This is a genomic window from Streptomyces sp. JLBG701 (genome assembly GCF_058544905.1).
Genome location: NZ_CM178588.1, coordinates 10,491,469 through 10,510,704, shown reverse-complemented (window position 1 = coordinate 10,510,704; position 19,236 = coordinate 10,491,469). Strand labels below are relative to the sequence as shown.

Here is a 19,236-nt window from a genome sequence, read left to right as displayed (position 1 = left end):
TTGATCCCGCCGCCCGGGCCTGCCGGCCTACGCTCAGCCGCCGACCTGCTGGTTGTAGCCGTCCACGATGTTCTGCAGGGCCTTGTCGGCCGACTGCTGGCCGTTGATCGCCTTGCCGAGCTCCGTCTTGGTCGGGTCCTCGGTGAGGCTCTTGCCCTTCAGCACCCAGTTCGTCTGCGCGCCGTTGAAGTATCCGGAGATCGGGGCGTAGAGCGGGATCTCCTCGTTGTAGAGCTTGAACGCCGCCTGCGCCGCCTCGGACTCGAAGGGGTACTTGGGGCTCAGACCGCTCTCGACGGGCAGGAACCCGGACGCCGCACACAGCTCGGTGTAGTGGTCCGGCTCGTACACCCAGGACATGAACTTCTGCGCGGCGGTGGCCGCGTCGCCGTTGTTGTTGAAGCCCACCATCAGGCCGCCGCTGTTGACGTCGCTGGCCTGGACCGGCTCGGCGGGAGTCGGGACGCTCGCCCAGTCGAACTTCTTGATGCTCTCCGAGAAGGCGGCGACCTGCCACACGCCGGACCAGTAGGCGACCACGTCACCGCTCTGGAACATGGCGGCCGGGTCGGCGCCACTGGTCCACACCGACTTCGGCATGGTCTTGTCGTCGTTCAGTCCGACGAAGTAGTTCACGGCCTTCTTGGTCGCGGCGTCCGCCGAGAACTTGCCGGAGGAGTCCGCGTGGACGTACTGCCCGCCCATCTCGTACACCATGGCGCGCAGCCGCGACGGCGACTGGTCGAACGTCAGGGAGTACTTGGCGCCGGTCTTCTCGCGGACCTTGTTCGCCGCGGCGATGAACTCGGTCCAGGTCCAGGTCTTCTCGGGCGAGGTCGGGACGGAGACGCCGGCCTTCTTGAACAGCGTCTCGTTGATGAACAGACCGGACGCGGTGACGTCCGAGGGGATGGCCAGCACCTTCCCGGAGGAGTCCTTGGCGAGGAAGTTGGAGTTGATCTTGTTGGTCTTGTTGCCGGCGATGGAGCTGAGGTCGATCAGCTTGCTCGACCAGATCGGGTCCAGCGCCGGCACGGCCGCCACGTCGGGCAGGGAGTTGGCCTGTGCGGCATTGTGCAGCTTCGTCGTGTAGCCGTCGTAGGGGATGTTGACGAGCTTGACGGCGACGCCGGTTTCCTTCTTGTACTGCGCCACCATCTTCTTCCAGCCCGCGTCCTGCCCCGGAACCGTGGAGATCCAGAACGTCAGCGACTTGGATGTCCCACCCGAGTCCGATCCCCCTCCGCAGGCGGAGAGCAGCAGGGCACCTGCCGAGGCAACGGCAGCGAGGGGTACCAGGCGGCGTATGCCGCCGCGGCCGAGTCGGCGAGAGCGCCGCACACCCACATTGGTCATCTTCGATCCCTTGTTTCTTGGTACGGGACGGAGCACGGCGCCGACCGAGGCGGCACAGGTGCATTTTGCAGGAAGGTTTGCTTTCCGAGGGCGCGGCCTCGCCCGGCCGCGTCATCCTGACGGGTGGTGGTCCCCGGCCGTCGTTTCGGCCGCCGCCGCGACGGGCAAGCCCCCGTCCGGCCACCGTGCGCACCGGCACGGTGGGACACCTCCCCAAGTCGGGTTCCCGCCGACTTAGAAAGCGCTTGTCCGGACATTGGCAGAAGCGGACGGAGTCCGTCAATGCTTGCCCGGGAAGGCTCCGGTTACGGTTTGAGGTCGCCGGTCACGGTTTGAATTCCACGGGCCACGGCGAGGCGGGCGGCGCCTGCGACGGTGCCGGACTCGCCGACCTCGCTGCTGACGACGTCGGTGGGCCAGCTCAGGCGGGCGAGTTCCGCCCGGACGCCGGGCAGCAGCTGAGGATTGGCGCCGATACCGCCGCCGAGGACGATCAGGCCGGGGTCCAGGACCGCGGTGATCGCGGCGGCGAGACGGCCCACCTCACGCGCGTGGCCCTCGACGAAAGCGCACGCTGTGATGTGCCCGCCGGCGGCGAGGGCGAACAGCCCGGCCGCGTCCCGGGGTAGCGGGCCGTCCCGCTCGGACCAGGCGGCGGTGGCGCGCCGGACGAGGGAGCCCGCACCGGCGTACTCCTCCATGCCCTCCAGGACGGACTCCTGCCCCTGCGCCCACGGGTAGGGCAGCCGCGCGATCTCGCCGGCCGCGCCGCCCGCGCCGCGCAGGACCCGGCCCCCGACGACGATGCCCAGGCCGATGCCATAGCCGACCTGGAGGTAGCCGAAGGTGTGGCGGCCGCGGGCGGCGCCCTCGTGGAGTTCGGCGAGAGCGGCGCAGTTGACGTTGTTCTCGATGTGCACGTGCGCCCCGGACGGCAGGTCGAGGGCGTCGAACGCGGTGGCGATGGCCCCGGTGGCGGGGCGTGGCCCGTGGCCGTTCGCCTCCCGCACGACGTCCGGTACTGCGACCACGACGGCCCGTACGGATCCCGGCGCCAGCTCGTCCAGCACGGCGCGGACGGTGTCGGCGGGCGGGGTGGCGTCGTCCGTGGTGCGGGCGGCGAGAAGGGTGCCGTCGAGGGCGTTGCCGCGTACCGCGGTGTGGGTGGAGCCGAGGTCGACGGCGAGGACGCTGCCGGCGGCGGGGCCGAGCCGGTAGACGGCGGCCGAGCGGCCGGTCGTGCCGTGGGCGGTGCCGGACCGGGCGGCGAGGTCGGCGGCCTCCAGTTCGGCGACGGCGGAGGACACCGTCGGCTTGGACAGGCCGGCCAGACTCGCCAGCTGCGGCCGGGTCGCGCTGCCGGCCTGGGCCAGTACGGCGAAGACCGCGCCGGCACTCTCGCTCAGTGGCGGGCCCTGAGCCCTGTCACGTTCCACAGCACTCCCACAGATCGTCGGCACCACGAGCCGGTGCATTGTGTCGCCGGTGTTACGAATGATTGGATGTCCTGACAGCGCGTGGAACGGATGCGCGCCGACCTCCGGATGACTTCCCGGGGACCGGATGTGGAACAACCCTTGACGCACCCTACTTCGTTAGTTAGCTTCCTAACGAACTCACGGTACTCGCCTGCCGTGCTCCGCTCAGAAGCCCGTCCCGGGGCTTCCCTACTTCTTCATCTCCTGTTGGCCCAGACACGGTTCGCCCACCGTCGCGGCTCATCGCAACGACGAAAGAGGCTCCGTGCAGGACGTTCCCCCCTCGTGCTCTCTCGTGGTCGGTATCGACGTGGGCGGCACCAAGACGCATCTCCGCGCCTTCGCGGGCGAGGAATCCGTCGCCGACCATGTCCGCCCGAGCAGCGGCTGGCGGCCGCACGACCCCGTGGCCGCCGCCGACTGGCTGACCGCGTTGGTCCATGACGCCCTGCCGTCCGGCGCCCGCCCGTCCACGCTCGCCGTGGGCGGGCACGCCTGTGAGACACCTCGCCAGTGCGCGGAGATTCGCGCCGCACTCCAAGAACGCCTCGGTGTGCCCGCGCTTGTCGTGGGCGACGCCGAACTGCTCGTTCCCGCCGCCGGATTGGACAAGGGGGTCGGCCTGGTCGCCGGCACCGGATCCGTCGCGGTGGGCCGCACGGGCGAGGGCAGCCCCGTTCAGGTCGGCGGCTGGGGTGCCGTACTCGGCGACGAGGGCGGTTCCGCCGGTCTCGTCCGCGAGGCGGTCCGGGCCGCGTGGGCGGCACATGACCGCGGGGAGGAACCGGACGCGCTCGCGCACGGCCTGGTCGCCGCGTTCGGCGTGGCCGAAGTACCGGCGCTCGGCGCGGCGTTGGAGAGCGCCACGAACGTCTCCGCCGAATGGGGCCAACACGCGCCGGTCGTCTTCGCGGCCGCCGAGGCCGGTTCGGCTCCGGCCCGCGAGGTGATCGCCGAGGGCGGTCGCGCACTGGCCGCGCTCGTCGTACGGCTCGCCGACCGCGGGGTCGCCGTGGACGACGTGGTGATCGCGGGCAGCACGGTCCTCGCGCAGCCCGCCCTTTTCGACGCGTTCACCTCGGCCCTCGCCGAGTCCGTCCCCGGTGCACGTCCGCAGCCCCTGCGGGTGCCGCCGGTCGACGGGGCCGTGGCGCTGGCCCGTTCACTCGTATGACACTTCCCGGTCACTGAGCCCATCCCGACGCGACATTACTCAGCCGTAGATCTTCACTCGTACGACTCGCCCTCACCACAGGGCACATGCGACTGACACGCCCCATGTGCCGGACGAGATCCGGTCGTTCGTACGATCTCCTCCTCCCGGCCGCACGGCCGAAGAACTCAAGAGAGGCACACGCATGCCGTCAACCGCCGGGCACCACGCCACCTCGTCGGCCGGTCGACTCGCCGTGAACAGGCGAGGTTTCCTGAGGACTTCCCTGGGCGCCTCGGCCGGCGTCCTGGCCGCCCCGACCCTGGCGAGCCTGCTGGCCGCCACCGACGCGAAGGCCGCCACGACGCTCGCCGCGTTCGTCGACGACTACAAGACCAACGTCGTCGCGAACCTCACGCCCGAGACCAACGCGGTGGTCCGCATCCTCGGCGGGATGGCCGAGGTGTGGAAGACGGGCGGCGCCTGGAACACCGGCACGCCGCTGCTGCCCGAGGTGCTGCGCGCCAACATGCGCTACTGCGCCCGCATCACCGGCGCGCGCACCGAGGCGCAGGCGAAGGAGGCGTTCCTCTACGACCGCCAGCACCAGAGTTACGCGATGATCGCCGGCCTGGGTCCGCTGGCCGACCTGTACAAGTCGGGCGCCAAGGCGGTCACTTCGATCACGACCGCCCCGGACACCACCCCCGCGACCACGATCAGCGACGCCGTCCCGGCCGACGCTCCGGCGGGATCCGCGCTCGGCGCGGGCTCGTACACCTCCGACCTCGGCCAGGTGGCCAAGCTGGTCGACACCGTGCGCGGCCCGTACGCCTCCGGCAACCCCGGCAAGTTCGCCTTCCAGTACCCGCGTCCGTGGCGCATGAACGAGGACAGCGAGGTCGTCCCCACCGGCGCCACCGACGCGCTCGGCTACCCGGTGTACGACTCCGAGGTGGTCGTGGCCACGCAGCTGCTGCGGCAGCGCAGCACGAACCCGGCCGAGGACGGCGGCTTCCCCAGCGGCCACACCAACGCCTTCCACCTGGCGAGCCTGGCCTTCGCGTACGCGGTTCCGGAGCGCTTCCAGGAGCTGGTGACGCGCGCCCTGGAGCTCAGCCACACCCGGATCATGTCGGGCATGCACTCCCCCGTCGACGTCCTCGGCGGCCGCGTCATGGCCACCGCCCTGGCCGCCGCGACCCTCGCCGACCCGGCCAACGCCGACCTCAAGGCCGCGGCCCGCGCCCAGGCGCTCGCCTACTTCCAGGCGCAGACCGGTACGACGGCGGACACACTGTACGCCTACGCGCACGCGGCGGGCACCGACACCGACGCCTACGCCGACCGGTCAGCCAACGCTCGCGCGGTCAAGCCGAAGCTCACGTACATCCTGACCCGCAGCGGTCGCGACGAGGCCCTGACCGTGCCCAAGGGCGCGGAGGTGCTGCTGGAGACGCGTCAGCCCTACCTCTCCGCCGAGCAGCGGCGCGCGGTGCTGCGCACGACCGCGCTGCCCTCCGGGTACGTCCTGCTGGACGGTTTCGAGCAGTGGGGGCGGCTCAACCTCTTCGCCGCCGCCGACGGTTACGGCGCCTTCGAGTCCGACGTGACCGTCACGCTCGACAAGGCCGCGGGCGGCTTCGGTGCGGCCGACGCCTGGCGCAACGACATCGACGGCAAGGGCGGCCTGACCAAGCAGGGCACCGGGACGCTCACGCTGGCCGGCCACAACAAGTACACGGGCGGCACCGTGGTGGAGGACGGCGTGCTGGTCGCCGGTTCGTCCCACGCGCTCGGCCACGGCGATGTGCGGGTGCTGGGCGGAACGCTGTCGGTGACCGAGCCGGTGCAACTGCACGGCACGTACGCCCAGGAGTCGGGCACGCTGGCGCTCACGCTGAGCGCGAGCCGCCGCAAGGCGGTCGTCACGGTGACCCGGCGGGTCGCCCTGAGCAAGGGCAGTGTCCTGTCGCTGACGCTCGACACCGAGCACCCGCCGGCCGCGGGCAGCACCCTCGCCGTCATCGACGCTCCGGTGCTGCGCGGCCAGTTCGACCGCATCGAGCTGAACTCCGACAAGCTGCGCGCCGTACCCGTCTACACGACGGACGGTCTGTCGGTACGACTCGTGAAGCGGTAACGCCCTGCGTGGCGGGAGCTGATGCGACAGTGGGGCCATGACGCGGCCCCTGATCACTCCCGCCACACCGCAGTCGGCGTCACCGCAGGGCGGATGATGGCGCGCGACCTGCAATCAGTCCTGGATCCGGGCGATCCCGAGGTTCTCGACGGCGGTGGACATCCCGGGCGACGGGGGTCCACCGCGGGAATCCCACGCCTGCGCGCCGCGCTGGGCCGACACCGGCGCCTGCTGGTGCCACTCATGGTCGCCCTGCTGCTCGCCCAGATGACCGTCGCCATGGTCACCACCGCCGTGCGGCAGACCCCGACCATCGACGAGCCCGTGTACGTGGGCACGGCGACCGTCTATCTGCGTGAGCACAGCCTGCGCTACAACCCCGAGCACCCGCCGCTGGGCAAGCTGATCATCGAGTCCGGGGTGGCCCTCGCCGACCCGCACTTCGACGCGTCCTACACCGGCGACCAGGGACAGATGGGGCGGCATCTGCTCTTCGCGTCCGGCAACGATCCATGGCGGCTGATGCTTCTGGCCCGCCTCCCGGTGATCGCGCTGACGCTGCTGTTCGGGCTGGTCGCGTTCGCCTTCGCCCGTGAACTCGCCGGTACGGCGGGCGGGTTGGCGGCGCTCGCCCTGTACACCTTCTCCCCCGACCTCGTCGCGCACGGCTCGCTGGCCACCCTCGACGTTCCGGCGGCCGGCTTCCTCCTGACGTCGGTGTGGCTGCTGTGGCGGGCGCGCCGTCGACCGCGCCTGTACGTGCCGCTCGCCGGGGTGGCGCTGGGGGCGGCCGTCGCGACGAAGATGAGCATGCTGCCTGCCGTTCCGGTGCTGCTGCTTGTGGCCGTCGTGTCGGTGTGGAGCGCGCTCCACCCGTCCGGTTGGCGGGCCCGTCGCCGGGCTCTGGCGCTCGGTGCGGTGGGGGCGCTGGTCATGGCGTTGGCCGCCATCGCCGTCGTATGGGCCGCGTATCTGGCGGTCGATCCACGGCTGCGCTGGAATCCGCAGCAGCCCGTGCCCGCCGTCCACGGACTGCGGGGGCACCTCATCGACCTGCTGCCGTTCCCGCAGGCGTACGGGGACGGGATGCGGATCCAGTTCGGCTTCGAGAACTATCCGTGGCAGGGCTTCCTGTTCGGGCGGCTCTACACCGGCTCGCTCTGGTACTACCTGCCGGCCGCACTGCTGGTGAAGACCCCGCTGGGCATGCTCGTCCTGTGGGCGGCGGGCGCCGTCGCGGTCCTGACGGTACGGCGACTGCGACCGACGGCGCTGTACGTGGTTCTCCCCGCCGCCGTGCTGCTGGCCTCGGCCATGCACGGGGCACGGGACTTCGGCACCCGGTACGCCCTCTTCCTGCCGATGTTCCTCGCGGTGGCGGCGGCCTGCGTCCTGACCCTGCGGTGGCGGTGGGCGCCGGTCGCGATCGGGGCGCTGGTGCTGTTCGTCGCGGTCAGCTCGCTGCGGACGTACCCCTACTATCTGCCGTACTCCAACGAGGCGTTCGGCGGTCCGGCCAAGACGCATCTGCGGCTGCACGACTCCAACGTGGACTGGGGCCAGGACCTGGGCAGGCTCGCCGACCGGCTGCGGGAGCGGTACCCGGGCGAGAAGATCTGGCTGGTCTACAAGGGCAGCGGTGTGCCGTCGTACTACGGCATCGAGGCGACCGATCCGCGCGAGGTGCCCGTCCGTGACGTTCGGGGACTGCTGGTCGTGTCGGACACGTCGATCGCCAAGGCGACCGGCCGACTGGCCGTATTGATCGACAGCAGTCGTCCGATCGACGAAGTCGGTCATTCGATCACGATCTTTCGCAGGTGACGGACACACCCTGGTCCGTACCGACGGTGAGCTATGTTGAATCTCTGTGGGAGACAAAGGAGGCGCACCGGTGCCATCGCCGCAGCAGGCACGCGCACAGGCATCGCAGCAGGCACGCGCCCAGGCATCCGCGATCACCTCGGGGAAGACGGTTCCGGAGGCGGAGGCCTCCCCCACTTCCCAGCTCAGGAACCTCTTCGACCGGCCCCCGCTGTCTCCGGGACAGCGCCGCATCGCCCAGTATCTGATCGAGCACATCACCGAGGCGGCGTTCCTGTCGATCACCGACCTCGCCGAGCGCGTCGGCGTGAGCCAGCCCTCGGTGACACGCTTCGCCGCGGCGGTGGGCTTCAGCGGCTACCCCGCGCTGCGGGAGAAGCTCCAGTCGATCGCCCTTGGCACCCTCGCGGGCGGCCCGGCGGCGGCCGAGGAGAACCGGGGCAACGAACTCCAGGCGGCCATCGACGCGGAGATCGACAACCTGGAGAACCTACGGCGGGACTTCGCCGATCCCGACCAGGTGATCGACATCGGCCGCAAACTGTCGGCGTCGACCCCCCTGACCGTCCTCGGGCTGCGGATCTCCGGCTCGCTCGCCGAGTACTTCGCGTACGCCGCGCGCCGGATCCATCCGGACGTGCGGCTGGTGACGCAGGGCGGCAGCGTGGCCAACGACGCGCTGCTCCAGTCCCGCGCGGCCGGCGGCACCTGGGTGCTGGCGTTCTCGATGCCCCGGCACGCCCAGGAGACGCTCACCGCCGTACGGGTCGCGCGCGGCGCCGGGCTGCGCATCGCGCTGATCACGGACCTCGCGCTGGGGCCGCTGGCCGACGAGGCCGACGTCACCTTCGCCACCGGCACCGGCTCCCGGCTGGTCTTCGACTCCTACGCCGCGCCCGGTCTGATGGCCGCCGCGCTGCTCCAGGCCATGACCGACGCCGATCCGGAGCGCACCCAGGGCCGCCTTGAGGAGTACGAGCACGTGGTCGACCAGCTCCAGTTCTTCCTCAAGGACTGAGCACCCAAAGCCGCACGTCCCTAAAAAGGGGATCATTCGTGCCAATTTGCGCATGAATGTTTTCATGCGTCTTGCAAAGCGGACGGCATATATAAATACTGCTCACGGATCACACCAGCCCCGCACCGCCGATCCCTACCCGCGTCGGCGCGCGGGGCGTTCCGTCGGGCATCGCCAGCGCGAGCGCCCGGGGCGGCCCCGGTCATCCCCGGACCGGGGCCGCCCACCACGTCGGACACCCCGCACGACGCCGCACACCCGGAAGCGATGACCATGCCTCTGACAACCACGCGCATCAGCCCCGACTGGCCCTGTCAGGTCAAGACCCCCGGCACCTACGACTGGGAGCGCTCGGCGGCCAAGTGGCTGCGCGGCCTCGTGCCGGCCCGCTACGCCAGCTACCCGGCGCTGATCCGCCACCCCGTGCTGCTCGCCCGGCACGCGCAGATCCAGGTCCAGCATGAGGTCCGGGTGGCCCGCACCGCCCTGCAGACGGCGCGGGCCGATCTGCCCGGACTCGGTGTGCCGCCGTCGGCGATCGAGCACACGATCAAGCTGTACGCGGCGGAGGTCATGCAGCTTCAGCACATCGCGCGCAGCGTCCGGGCGGTCACGCAGGCCCTGGTGGACCAGAACAACGGACGCTGAGCGACGAGCGACGAGGGTCGGACGTGGCCCCGCCCGGTTCAGTCGTCGCCGCGGTGGCGCCAGTACCAGAGCAGGCCGACAACGAGGGCCAGCAGGAAGATGACGGGCAGGACAAGACCCGGGATGCGGGAACCGGTCATCGTGCATGGCCTTCGCTTCGGAACGCGGGCGGGACGCCTGTCCGCCCGGTCCCCATGGTGACGCGCGGCCATGCGTCTTGACCAGCACTTTCCTCATGCGTTGCCCTGCGTTCGAGCCGCGCGTGTCAGCCGTTGTCCTGCGTGGTGCGCGATTCCAGTGCGAGGCGGGTGTCGTCGCCGTAGACGCCGTCCTCGTCGCCCCTGATGCCGTACCAGAGTTGGAAACGCGCCACCGCCTCGGTGAGGGTGGCGTCGTAGGTTCCGCTGGTGGAGCCGTTGTCGTAGACGTTCGGGATGCGCAGCAGGCGTTGCTGGAGGTCGGTCACATCGGGGCCGCTGTCGCCTTCGCGGAGGGTGCCGGCGCCGTCCGGGTCGGTCGCGCCGGTGGGGGCGGGCGCGGCGGGTGCGGTCGTGGCCGCTTCGGCGGCCCGCGACGCCGTGTCGTCGTTCCTGCCGGGCAGGAGGAGGGCGCAGCCGAAGCCGACCAGGGTCGCCGCGGTCACGGCGACCACGGCGGCGGCGCGGCGCAGTCCGGGGCCGAAGCCGAAACGGCCACCGCGGCCGGGCATTGGATACCCGTCATCGTGGGCGGGTACGGGCGGGAATTCCTGGGTCTCGTCCTCGGAACCGGCCCAGTTGCTCGGGGCCGACACCCGCACCGACTCGTAAGCGCTGTCCGGTGGTGGATCATTGAACAGTTCCGCGAGGGCGTCCGTGCGTCGAGGGCGCAGGACGCGGACGGGTTCCAGGGCCGGGCCGCGCTGCGGCCGACGGTGTTCGGGCGGTGTCGTCACACTGCACTCCTTCTGTCCCGTGCGCACGGGTCTCCCTCATCCCCTGCCGAGTGATACGCGCCGGCCGCCCCGCGAGTTCAGCAGACGACACGACGGTCACCGCGATCGCCGAGCCGACCGGCCACCGGCTGTTCACGAACATGGCGCGGGCCACGCACCGCAGACCGGCTGGGCCGCGTCGATCAGCATGGCCGACCGGCGCATCACGTACTACGAGACGGGCAACGGCGAGAACCTGCGCGGCTGGCACACCGGTTCCGGAATGCTCTACTGGTGGGGCGACACGTTCGGCAACGGGCAGTACAGCGACGCATTCTGGCCCACCGTCGACCCGTACCGGCTGCCCGGCACCACGGCCTCGCGTCTGGTGCTCGCGGACGCGGCGGGCGGCGACTGGGGTGCCTCGAAGCCGGACGTCAACTGGGTGGGCGGGGCCACGGACGGGCAGCGGGCCGCGATCGGCCAGTACCTCAAGGGGCTCGGGTCGACGCTGCTCGCGAAGAAGTCCTGGTTCTGCCTGGACGACACGGTCGTCTGTCTCGGCGCCGGCATCAAGTGCACCGACGGCACGGCCGTGGAGTCGACGATCGAGAACCGCAACCTCGGCCCCACCGGCAGCCACTCCGTACCTGACGATGTACGTCGACCACGGCACGAACCCGACGAACGGCACCTACGCCTATCTGCTCATGCCGGGCGCCACCGCCGCGCAGACCCAGGCGCGGGCCACCGCCACGAGCTGGCTGACCGTCCTCGCCAACACCGACAACCAGCAGGGCGTCGCCGTACCCTCGCTGGGCTTCACCGGAGTCAACTTCTGGTTCGGCGGGACGGTCGGGGATCTGGTCGCGAGCGATCCGTGCTGCGTGATGATCAGCGAGAAGAGCGACGGTACGGCCGTCATCTGTGTCAGCGATCCGATGCGGACGCGGACGAGCCTGACGCTGACCTGGAACCGGGCGGTGTCCGCGGTGGCGTCCAAACCCTCGACGGTAACCTCGGCCACGACAGGCTCCTCACTGACGCTCACCTTCGGCGATCTCAGCACGACGGCCGGCGTCACCCAGAAGATCACCGTCACGCTGGGATGAGCGACTCCGGGGCCGTCACCCCTCCGTGCTCGGTGCCGGCCCCGGCAACTCCTTCCGCACCTCCGCCTCCACATCGGCCCGTGAACGCCCTTCGCCGCTCGCGTACTCCGTGACAGCGGCCTGCACGTCCCGGTCCAGATCCCGCCAGGCCCGCCACGCCGTCTCGTACATCCCTTTCTGTGCCTCGTTCCATGGCTCGTGCGTCGGGGACCCGTAGGTGTCCCGCAGCTCCAGGACTCGCGCGTGCGCCTGGTCGGCCGCGCGCTGCTTCTCGACCAGCTCTCGAAAGGTGTGTGCCACGGGCAAGGACCCTAGGTACGGCGACGGTGTGTACCGGTCCCGACCTGCCGCGACGCGCCCTCATCCACCCATGTGCCGGGTCACGGTCCCGCCGCCCACAGCTCCTCCGCCCCGATGCCCTCCAGGCCGCGGGGTCGACGCCGAGCGCGCGGGCGGCGGCGAGGTAGGGGTCGGCGGCGGGCTTGGTGCGGGGTGTTTCGCCGTCGGCGACGGTCGTACGGAAACGGTCGGCGCCCAGCACCTTGAGGACCGCGTCCATCACGGCACGCGGGGAGGCCGAGACCAGGGCCGCCGGGATGTCCAACTCCTCCAGCAGGTCCAGGAGTTGGACGGCGCCCGGCATCGGGGCCGCCTCGCGTGAGACAGCGGTGAGGAAGCGGGCCTCCAGGTCCGCGGCGAGCGACCTGGGGTCCCGACCGGTCCTGCGGTGCAGGTGGGCGGCGGTGTCGTCGAGGGAGCCGCGCGGTGCGTCTTGTTGAAGGCCTCCATGGTGGAGTTGGCGCCGAGTGTCCAGGTCCAGTAGTCGATGGTGACCGGCTTGCCGTCGGAGGCAGCGTCCGTCGAGCCGTCGCCGCCGCATGCGGTGGCGAGCATGCCCAGGGCGGCGACGGCGGCGATGGATGCGGATCAAAACGATCGCTCAACGCTCATTCGGCGAGCGCTTTCCTTCAGGTGGTGGGGGCCTGGCCGCCGCAGGACGAGCGGATCCGCAGCTCGGGGAGCAGTTCGATGTGCTGACGGGGGGCCGGCTCCTCGCCGCTCCGGTGCTCCGCGATGCGCTGCAGCAGGAGCTTCGCGGCCAGTTCCCCCACCGCGCGGGTGGGCGGGGCGACGGCGCTGAGCGGTACGTCCGCGAGGCCGGCGACCTCGTCGTCGTAGGCGATGAGCGCCAGGTCGTCCGGGACCCGGATGCCACGCGCCTGGAGCCGGGGCACGAGCACGATCGCGTCCTCGTCGCTGTGCACGAGGGCCGCGGTGACGCCGCGCTTGCGCACCGCCTCGACCAGGTAATCGACGCTGGTGTCGTAGTCGCCGTATTCGCGGACGGCGGGTGCCCCCGGGGCGACGTCGAGGCCCAGGGAACGTACGGCCTCCTCGAAGCCCGTGATGATCTGGGTGGCGTGCGGGCCTTCCTGGAGCACGGCGGTGACCTTGCGGTGGCCGAGCGCGGCGAAGTGGCCGACGGCGACCGCGGCCCCGTGCGCCCGGTCGGTGCGTACGCGGTCGAGTCCCGCGGCCGGGTTTCCGGGCGGCGCCGAGCGTTCGACCAGAACGGTCGGCACGTCGCACTCGACGAGCCACTTCTCCTGGCCGTCGACGGGTACGCCGCCGAACCAGCTGGGCGCGACGAGCAGCCCGTGGGCGCCGCCGGCGACGAGGTGTTCCGCCTGCACGGCGTCCTCGGTGTCGACGTAGCCCGACACCCCGAGCACGAGGCGGCCGCCCTGCGCCCCGACCGCTTCGCGGGCGCCGCGGACGATGTCGGCGAAGATGTTCTTCGTGGCCGGTACGACCATTCCGATCACCACGCCCTCGGCGCTCTCCTGCCGCTCCCGCACCTCGACGGCCGCGTCACCGGGCCACACCACCGCGCCGTGCAGCCGGTGCACGCGCCCCTGGGCGGCCAGCGCCTCCACGTCGCGCCGCAGGGTGACCGCCGACACCCCCAGTTCGGCGGCGAGTTCGGAGACCCGAAGGCTGCCGCGCTCGCGGACGAGTTCGAGCACGCGTTCATGGCGCTGGTCGACGTGCAGTCGCATGGGCTCCCCCTGAGGCAAGGCCGGACGAACGAAGTACGGGCGGACGCTCAGCGTGATCCCGAGTCGCTGACTCTACGCCCACAATCGTATCGATCATTTTCGATCGATACGATCGAGTGCACTCAGTACCCCCGTCCGGGCGCACTGAGTGCCATCGTTTTCGTTCGAGTGTTACGTTCCCGTCCATGAGCTCCACCGTGAAACCGCCCATGCGGGACGCCCTGGTCGCGGCGGCCTTCCAGCTGTTCCTGGAGCGGGGCTACGAACAGACCACCGTGGACGACATCGTGGCGCTCGCGGGGGTCGGGCGGCGGTCGTTCTTCCGCTACTTCCCCTCCAAGGAGGACGTGGTCTTCCCCGACCACGAGCGATGCCTGGCCGACATGACGGCCTTCCTCGCCGAGAGCGACGAGGCCGACGAGCCGGTGCAGCGGGTCTGCGACGCGGCCCGGCTCGTCCTGCGGATGTATGCCGAGAACCCGACGTTCTCCGTGCAGCGCTACCGCCTCACCAAGAAGGTGCCGGGGCTGCGCGCGTACGAGCTCTCGGTCGTCTGGCGCTACGAGCGTGCCCTCGCCGAGTATCTGCGCGGGCGTTTCGCCGGCCGGCGGGACGGGACCCTGCAGGCCGACGTGATCGCGGCCGCCGTGGTCGCCGCGCACAACAACGCGCTGCGCTCCTGGCTGCGTTCGGACGGACAGGGCGACGCGGGCACCGGGGTGGACCACGCGCTCGGGTATGTGCAGTCCGCCTTCGGCACAGCTCCCACCGTCGCCCCCGTCGCCGCGCCACCGGAGTCGCCCGAGGACGTGGTCGTCATCGTGTCCCGGCGCGGGGCGCCCCTGTGGCGGGTCGTCCAGGAGATCGAGTCCACGCTCGGACGCGACTGACCCGCTTTCCGCACAGCCGATCCACCTGCACGACTGCTGCACATCTTCGGGGTACCGAGTGCCTTTACGCGTGACACTCAGTGCCATACGCTGTGGTTGTGCACGGTGGCACGGCGACCGGGCACGTGCGTGCACGGGTGAGCCGCGCACGCGGGATTCCGGCCCGAGCGCAGGGAGTTGACCAGCGTGTATCACCACTCAGGGATCGCCGCTCATCCGGTAACCGGCTCCGCGGCGGGCGTACTCGATCACAAGAGCCCGGACACGGACGTCGTCCTCTTCCAGCGCTGCACCTGGTGTGGCACCGCGATGTACCACCGGCTGCTGTGCCCGGTCTGCCAGGGCAGCGACCTGAGGACCGAGCGCAGCGAGGGCGTGGGCACGGTGCGCCACGCCACGGTGGTGCACCGCAACACGCCCGCCGCCCGCAATGTGTCGCTGATCGAGATGGCCGAGGGTTTCGTCGTGCGGGGCCGGGTGATGGGTCCGCTCATCGGCATCCACAGCGGGGACCGCGTGCGGCTGTCCACGGCCAAGGACCCCGTCCGGGGCGAGCCGGTCTTCCAACTGCTCGACGAGCCGTACCGCGCCTGGAGTTGACCGTCAGCCGACCCGCGGGTCCGGTCCTCGGCCGTTACGGGAGCGTGGTCGGGGTCAGGGCCTGTTCGGCCCAGATGGTCTTGCCGGTCGGGCTGTACCGGGTTCCCCAGCTGGTGGTGAGCTGGGCGACCAGGAGGAGTCCGCGGCCGCCTTCGTCGTAGATCCGGGCGCGGCGCAGGTGGGGTGAGGTGGAGTTGCCGTCGGAGACCTCGCAGATGAGTGTGCGGTCGTAGATGAGGCGTAGTTGGATCGGTTCGGCGCCGTAGCGGATCGCGTTGGTGACGAGTTCGCTGACGACGAGTTCGGTGACGAAGCCGGCCTCCTCCAGTCCCCACGCGTCCAGTTGGGCGGTGGCGAGTCTGCGGGCCTCGGAGACGATCTCGACATCGGCGGGCAGGTCCCAGGCCTGGACGTGGTCGGCGTCGAGGGCTCTGGTGCGGGCCAGGACCAGGGCGACGTCGTCGCTGGGGTGCGCGGGCAGCAGGGCGGCCAGGACCTGGTCGCAGCGGGCTTCCAGGGTGCCGTGCGAGTCGGCCAGCGCCCGGTGCAACCGGACGGTCCCGAGGTCCGGGTCGTGGTCGGTCGTCTCGATCAAGCCGTCCGTGAAGAGGGCGACCAGGCTGTCCGGCGGGACGGTGAGCTCGGTCGTCTCGAAGGGCAGGCCGCCCACGCCGAGCACCGGGCCGACGCTGATGTCCACGGTCCGTGTGGTGCCGTCCGGCAGGACGAGGACGGGCGGGGGGTGGCCGGCGCTGGCGACGGTGAGCGTGCAGGACACGGGGTCGTAGACGGCGTACAGGCAGGTCGCGCCGGTCTCGCTCGCGCCACCGCGATCCCCGTTGTCGTTCTCGTCGTCCGCGCCGAGCCGGAGCACGAGGTCGTCGAGGTGGGCGAGGAGTTCGTCGGACGGCAGGTCGACGTCGGCCAGCGTCTGTACGGCCGTACGCAGTCTGCCCATGGCCGCCGAGGCGCGGATGCCGTGCCCGACCACGTCGCCGACCACCAGGGCGACCCGTGCGCCCGAGAGCGGGATGATGTCGAACCAGTCGCCGCCGATGCCGGCCCGTGAGTCGGTGGGCAGGTAGCGGCAGGCGACGTCGACCGCAGCCTGCCGGGTCGGTCCGCGGGGCAGGAGGCTCTCCTGGAGGGCGAGTGCGGTGGTGCGTTCGCGGGTGTAGCGGCGGGCGTTGTCGACACTGAGGGCGGCGCGGCCGGCGAGTTCCTTGGCCAGGGTGAAGTCGTCCTGGTTGAAGGGGTCGGGCCGGACGCGCACCAGTACCGCGACGCCGAGCGTGGTGCCGCGGGCGATCAGCGGGACCGCCATGAGCGAGGTGACGACATGGCCGCGCATCTTCTCGGCCCGCGCGGGCACGCTCGCGATCCACCGGTCGAAGTCCGGGTCCCCGCTTTCGCTGAGCACGGTCCGCCCGGTGCTCAGCGCGCGGGCGGGCGGCGAGTACGGCGGATACATGTCGGTGGCGCCCAGGCCGACCACGGCCCCGGGGGTCCCGTCCGCCAGGGACACGTGCGCGAGGCGGCGCAGAACGACGTCCTCGTCCTTGCCGCCCTCCTGAGGCTCCTCGCCGTGCATCACCTCCTCCAGCAGGTCCACGCTGGCGAAGTCGGCGAAGCGCGGCACGACCAGTTCGGCGAGTTCCTGTGCCGTGCGGTCCAGGTCCAGGCTTCTGCCGATGGAGACGGCCGCCTCGTCCAGCACCGCCAGGCGCTGCCGCGCCCAGTGCTGCTCACTGCTGTCGAAGCCGGCCATACCGACCGCGTACACCTCACCGGCCTCGTCCCGGATGGGCCACAGCTCCAGGTTCCAGGCGTGCTCGCGGATCCCGGAGGGCGCGCGGGTGAAGCTCTCGTAGTGCACCGGCTTGCCCGCCTCGGCGACATCGCGCAGCGCCTGGATGGTGCCCAGCTGGTCCACGTCCTCGGGGACGCCGTACGGGAAGACCTGGCCGCGCAGGACCTCCTCGCCCACCCCCATCACCTGGCAGGCGATGTCGTTCAGCCGGAGATAGCGGCTCGTGGCGTCGAAGACCGACATCGAGAAGGACGCCTGGCGAAACGCGCGCTCCACCAGCGCCCGCTCGTCGTCCGCGCGCGCAGGCTCCATGGATTCAAGTGTGCGCCCGCGTCCGGATGCCAACAAGCGAGGGCGGGGGGCGCTGCTCCCCCACTCGCCCCGGGGCATGCCTGGGTCTCGCACGACGCCAAGCCGGAATCAACTGACGGCTTCTACCCGGCCGGCGCTCTCCGCGCGCCCGCCTCGGGGAACCGGTAGACGAAGGTCGGATAGCCCTCGCCCGTCTCCTTCCTCCAGGCTCGTACGAGCGTCTCCCCGTATCCTGCGCGAACCTGGGCGAAGGTCGTGACGCAGAGCGCGTGAACGTATGTCTCGTCGGTGCGGCGGGTCAGAGCCAGGAGGGAGCGCAGTGCGGCGACCGCCTCGGCGGAGCGGCCTCCTGACAGGTGGGCCCGCGCCAGCGCCTTGAGCGAGTCGGCCAGGCCGGATCTGGCAGCGGCGAGGCCTGTTGCGTGCTGGTCGGCTTCGGCGCCTTCCGTCACCTCCTCCATGATGGACTCCGACTCCTCGAAGCAGGCGACGGCCGCCGCGTAGTCGCCGCTACGGCGGACGGCGCGGCCCAGGATTCGCAGCCGACGGGCTGTCAGGACGTGGTAGGTCGACCAGTCGGACTCGGCCAGGCGCCGGGTGAGGGCCACCGCCTCGCGGGCCGCGGTGATGGCGCCGTCGATGTCACCGTCGCTGCGTCGGGTCAGGCTCAAGTTGGACAGGACGCGGGCGAGTTCGGGCTCGTACGCCTCGGGGTCGCGGTCCGCGGCACGACGGTAGGCGGCCACAGCGCGCTCAGTCTCCCTTTTAGCCGCGCGAAGGTCGCCCGTGTCCTCGTGGCAGTCGGCCAGCCGCTCAAGATGTTCGGCGAGGAACGCGTCGTAGACCTCAGGCTGCTCGGGGGCGAGAGCGGCGGCCAGGTCCGTCAGCTCCCGGCGGACGCCCAACTCCTCGACGTGCTCGTCCAGTTCGCCGAGTACGTCGGCCAGACAGGCGAGCGTCACGGTCAGCCACCACTCCCCCGTCTGCCGGTCGCGGCCGGTCAGGTTGTGGGCCTCGCCGACGGCCTCCTCAGCGACCGTGCGCGCCGCGGGCAAGTCGCCGGTGGCCTCGTGGCAGCGGGCAAGGTCCACGAAGAGCCGGACACGCAGGGGCCGCACGGCATCGGGCAAGACCCACAGTATGGGGTCGGCCACCTCCCGCGCCTCCCGGCCGGTCTTCAGGGCTTCCTCGTATCGGCCCAAGTCCTGCAACCCGGAGGTGAGTTCGACCAGCACACGCGCCTGCAGCAGAAGCGTGCGTCCCGACTCCCGCAGCGACACGACCCGCAGCAGCCCGGCGCACTCCTCGTAAACGGCCACGGACTCCTCCCCGCGCCCGAGGTTGGCCAACACCAGCGCGTACGTGCGCAGCGCGCCGGGCAGATTGCCCAATCGCCGTTCGCGGCGCGTCGGAACGAGAACGCGGTACGCCTCCACGCACTCCGCCGCCGACGCCAACGCCTCGTCGAGCCGCCTCAGTTCGAACTGCGCTTGGGCGCGTAGGTGCAGCACCGACGCTCGTTGCGCCGGCGACCACTGGGCGCCCGGTACGGCCAGCGACGCCTCCAACGCCGTGCACGCCTGCTCGTAGCGGCCGACGAGCACGAGCGCGTTGGCGTGCTGGGTCAGGGCGCGGGCCAGCAGGTCCCGGTGGTGCGGACGCGGGTCGTCCGTCTCGACCAGCGTCCGGTAGACGGCGACCGCCTCTTCGGCCCAGGCCAGTCGGTGTTTCGGTGAAGGGGGCCGAAACAGCACCCAGTTGGGGGTGAGGCAACGCATCAGTGCGGCGCCCAGCAGCGGTCCGCCCAGCCGTGGGGCCAGCCGGGCCGCGGCTCGCGGCAATGGCAGGAGTGTGCGCACCAGCCCCATCGACGCCCCCCTCATGAGCCGTTGAACAGAGGACGACCGAGCGCCCGCAGT

14 protein-coding genes and 2 pseudogenes are annotated in these 19,236 nt (G+C 71.1%); 8 read left to right on the top strand and 8 right to left on the bottom strand.

Translation table 11 applies throughout. From position 1 onward, the window contains the following. Positions 1-33: 33 nt before the first annotated feature. Both AC5DRG_RS48070 and AC5DRG_RS48065 read right to left on the bottom strand, forming a co-directional pair. Positions 34-1,356, bottom strand: a complete 1,323-nt coding sequence (locus AC5DRG_RS48070) for an extracellular solute-binding protein (RefSeq protein WP_491806629.1) — start codon at positions 1,354-1,356, stop codon at positions 34-36. A gap of 305 nt (positions 1,357-1,661) precedes the next feature. Then, positions 1,662-2,792 carry an ROK family protein gene (locus AC5DRG_RS48065; RefSeq protein WP_491806628.1) on the bottom strand — a complete coding sequence of 377 codons (1,131 nt, stop codon included), beginning with the start codon at positions 2,790-2,792 and terminating at the stop codon, positions 1,662-1,664. Positions 2,793-3,099: 307 nt separating this feature from the next. On the opposite strand from AC5DRG_RS48065, the gene AC5DRG_RS48060 reads away from it, so the two are divergent. From AC5DRG_RS48060 to AC5DRG_RS48040, 5 genes are all read left to right on the top strand, one after another. Beyond that, positions 3,100-4,008, top strand: a complete 909-nt coding sequence (locus AC5DRG_RS48060) for an N-acetylglucosamine kinase (protein WP_491806627.1) — start codon at positions 3,100-3,102, stop codon at positions 4,006-4,008. Positions 4,009-4,192: 184 nt separating this feature from the next. After that, complete coding sequence (locus AC5DRG_RS48055) at positions 4,193-6,130, top strand: phosphatase PAP2 family protein (protein ID WP_491806626.1); 1,938 nt, start codon at positions 4,193-4,195, stop codon at positions 6,128-6,130. A gap of 93 nt (positions 6,131-6,223) precedes the next feature. Further along, positions 6,224-7,954, top strand: coding sequence for a phospholipid carrier-dependent glycosyltransferase (locus AC5DRG_RS48050; protein ID WP_491813361.1), 1,731 nt, complete (start codon positions 6,224-6,226; stop codon positions 7,952-7,954). Positions 7,955-8,000: 46 nt separating this feature from the next. Continuing rightward, a complete protein-coding gene (locus AC5DRG_RS48045) occupies positions 8,001-8,972 on the top strand; it encodes a MurR/RpiR family transcriptional regulator (protein ID WP_491806625.1) in 972 nt (323 codons plus the stop codon). Between the two features lie 267 nt (positions 8,973-9,239). Next, positions 9,240-9,620, top strand: coding sequence for a hypothetical protein (locus tag AC5DRG_RS48040; RefSeq protein WP_491806624.1), 381 nt, complete (start codon positions 9,240-9,242; stop codon positions 9,618-9,620). A 265-nt stretch (positions 9,621-9,885) separates the two neighbouring features. Here the strand turns inward: AC5DRG_RS48040 and AC5DRG_RS48035 are convergent, their stop codons facing one another. Beyond that, positions 9,886-10,554: a peptidoglycan-binding domain-containing protein gene (locus AC5DRG_RS48035; protein WP_491806623.1), complete on the bottom strand. Its 669-nt coding sequence runs from the start codon at positions 10,552-10,554 to the stop codon at positions 9,886-9,888. Between the two features lie 65 nt (positions 10,555-10,619). On the opposite strand from AC5DRG_RS48035, the pseudogene AC5DRG_RS48030 reads away from it, so the two are divergent. Continuing rightward, positions 10,620-11,645: pseudogene (locus tag AC5DRG_RS48030) on the top strand (polysaccharide lyase family 8 super-sandwich domain-containing protein); the annotation flags it as partial. Positions 11,646-11,660: 15 nt separating this feature from the next. On the opposite strand, the gene AC5DRG_RS48025 reads toward AC5DRG_RS48030, so the two are convergent. The 3 genes and pseudogenes from AC5DRG_RS48025 to AC5DRG_RS48015 form a co-directional block, all read right to left on the bottom strand. Then, on the bottom strand, positions 11,661-11,945 hold the full coding sequence (locus AC5DRG_RS48025) for a hypothetical protein (RefSeq protein WP_491806622.1): 285 nt from the start codon (positions 11,943-11,945) through the stop codon (positions 11,661-11,663). Between the two features lie 187 nt (positions 11,946-12,132). Then, positions 12,133-12,525, bottom strand: a pseudogene (locus AC5DRG_RS48020) (haloacid dehalogenase-like hydrolase); the annotation flags it as partial. 88 nt (positions 12,526-12,613) lie between these two features. Beyond that, entirely contained in the window at positions 12,614-13,705 is a 1,092-nt protein-coding gene (locus tag AC5DRG_RS48015) for a substrate-binding domain-containing protein (RefSeq protein ID WP_491806621.1), read from the bottom strand. Between the two features lie 209 nt (positions 13,706-13,914). On the opposite strand from AC5DRG_RS48015, the gene AC5DRG_RS48010 reads away from it, so the two are divergent. Both AC5DRG_RS48010 and AC5DRG_RS48005 read left to right on the top strand, forming a co-directional pair. After that, a complete protein-coding gene (locus AC5DRG_RS48010) occupies positions 13,915-14,595 on the top strand; it encodes a TetR family transcriptional regulator (RefSeq protein WP_491813360.1) in 681 nt (226 codons plus the stop codon). 186 nt (positions 14,596-14,781) lie between these two features. Beyond that, positions 14,782-15,195 carry a Zn-ribbon domain-containing OB-fold protein gene (locus AC5DRG_RS48005; RefSeq protein ID WP_491806620.1) on the top strand — a complete coding sequence of 138 codons (414 nt, stop codon included), beginning with the start codon at positions 14,782-14,784 and terminating at the stop codon, positions 15,193-15,195. 34 nt (positions 15,196-15,229) lie between these two features. Here AC5DRG_RS48005 and AC5DRG_RS48000 read toward each other — a convergent pair whose 3' ends face one another. Beyond that, entirely contained in the window at positions 15,230-17,317 is a 2,088-nt protein-coding gene (locus tag AC5DRG_RS48000) for an ATP-binding SpoIIE family protein phosphatase (protein WP_491806619.1), read from the bottom strand. Positions 17,318-17,439: 122 nt separating this feature from the next. Next, positions 17,440-19,185 (bottom strand): tetratricopeptide repeat protein, encoded by a 1,746-nt coding sequence (locus AC5DRG_RS47995; protein ID WP_491806618.1) that lies wholly within the window; start codon positions 19,183-19,185, stop codon positions 17,440-17,442. Positions 19,186-19,236 lie beyond the last annotated feature (51 nt).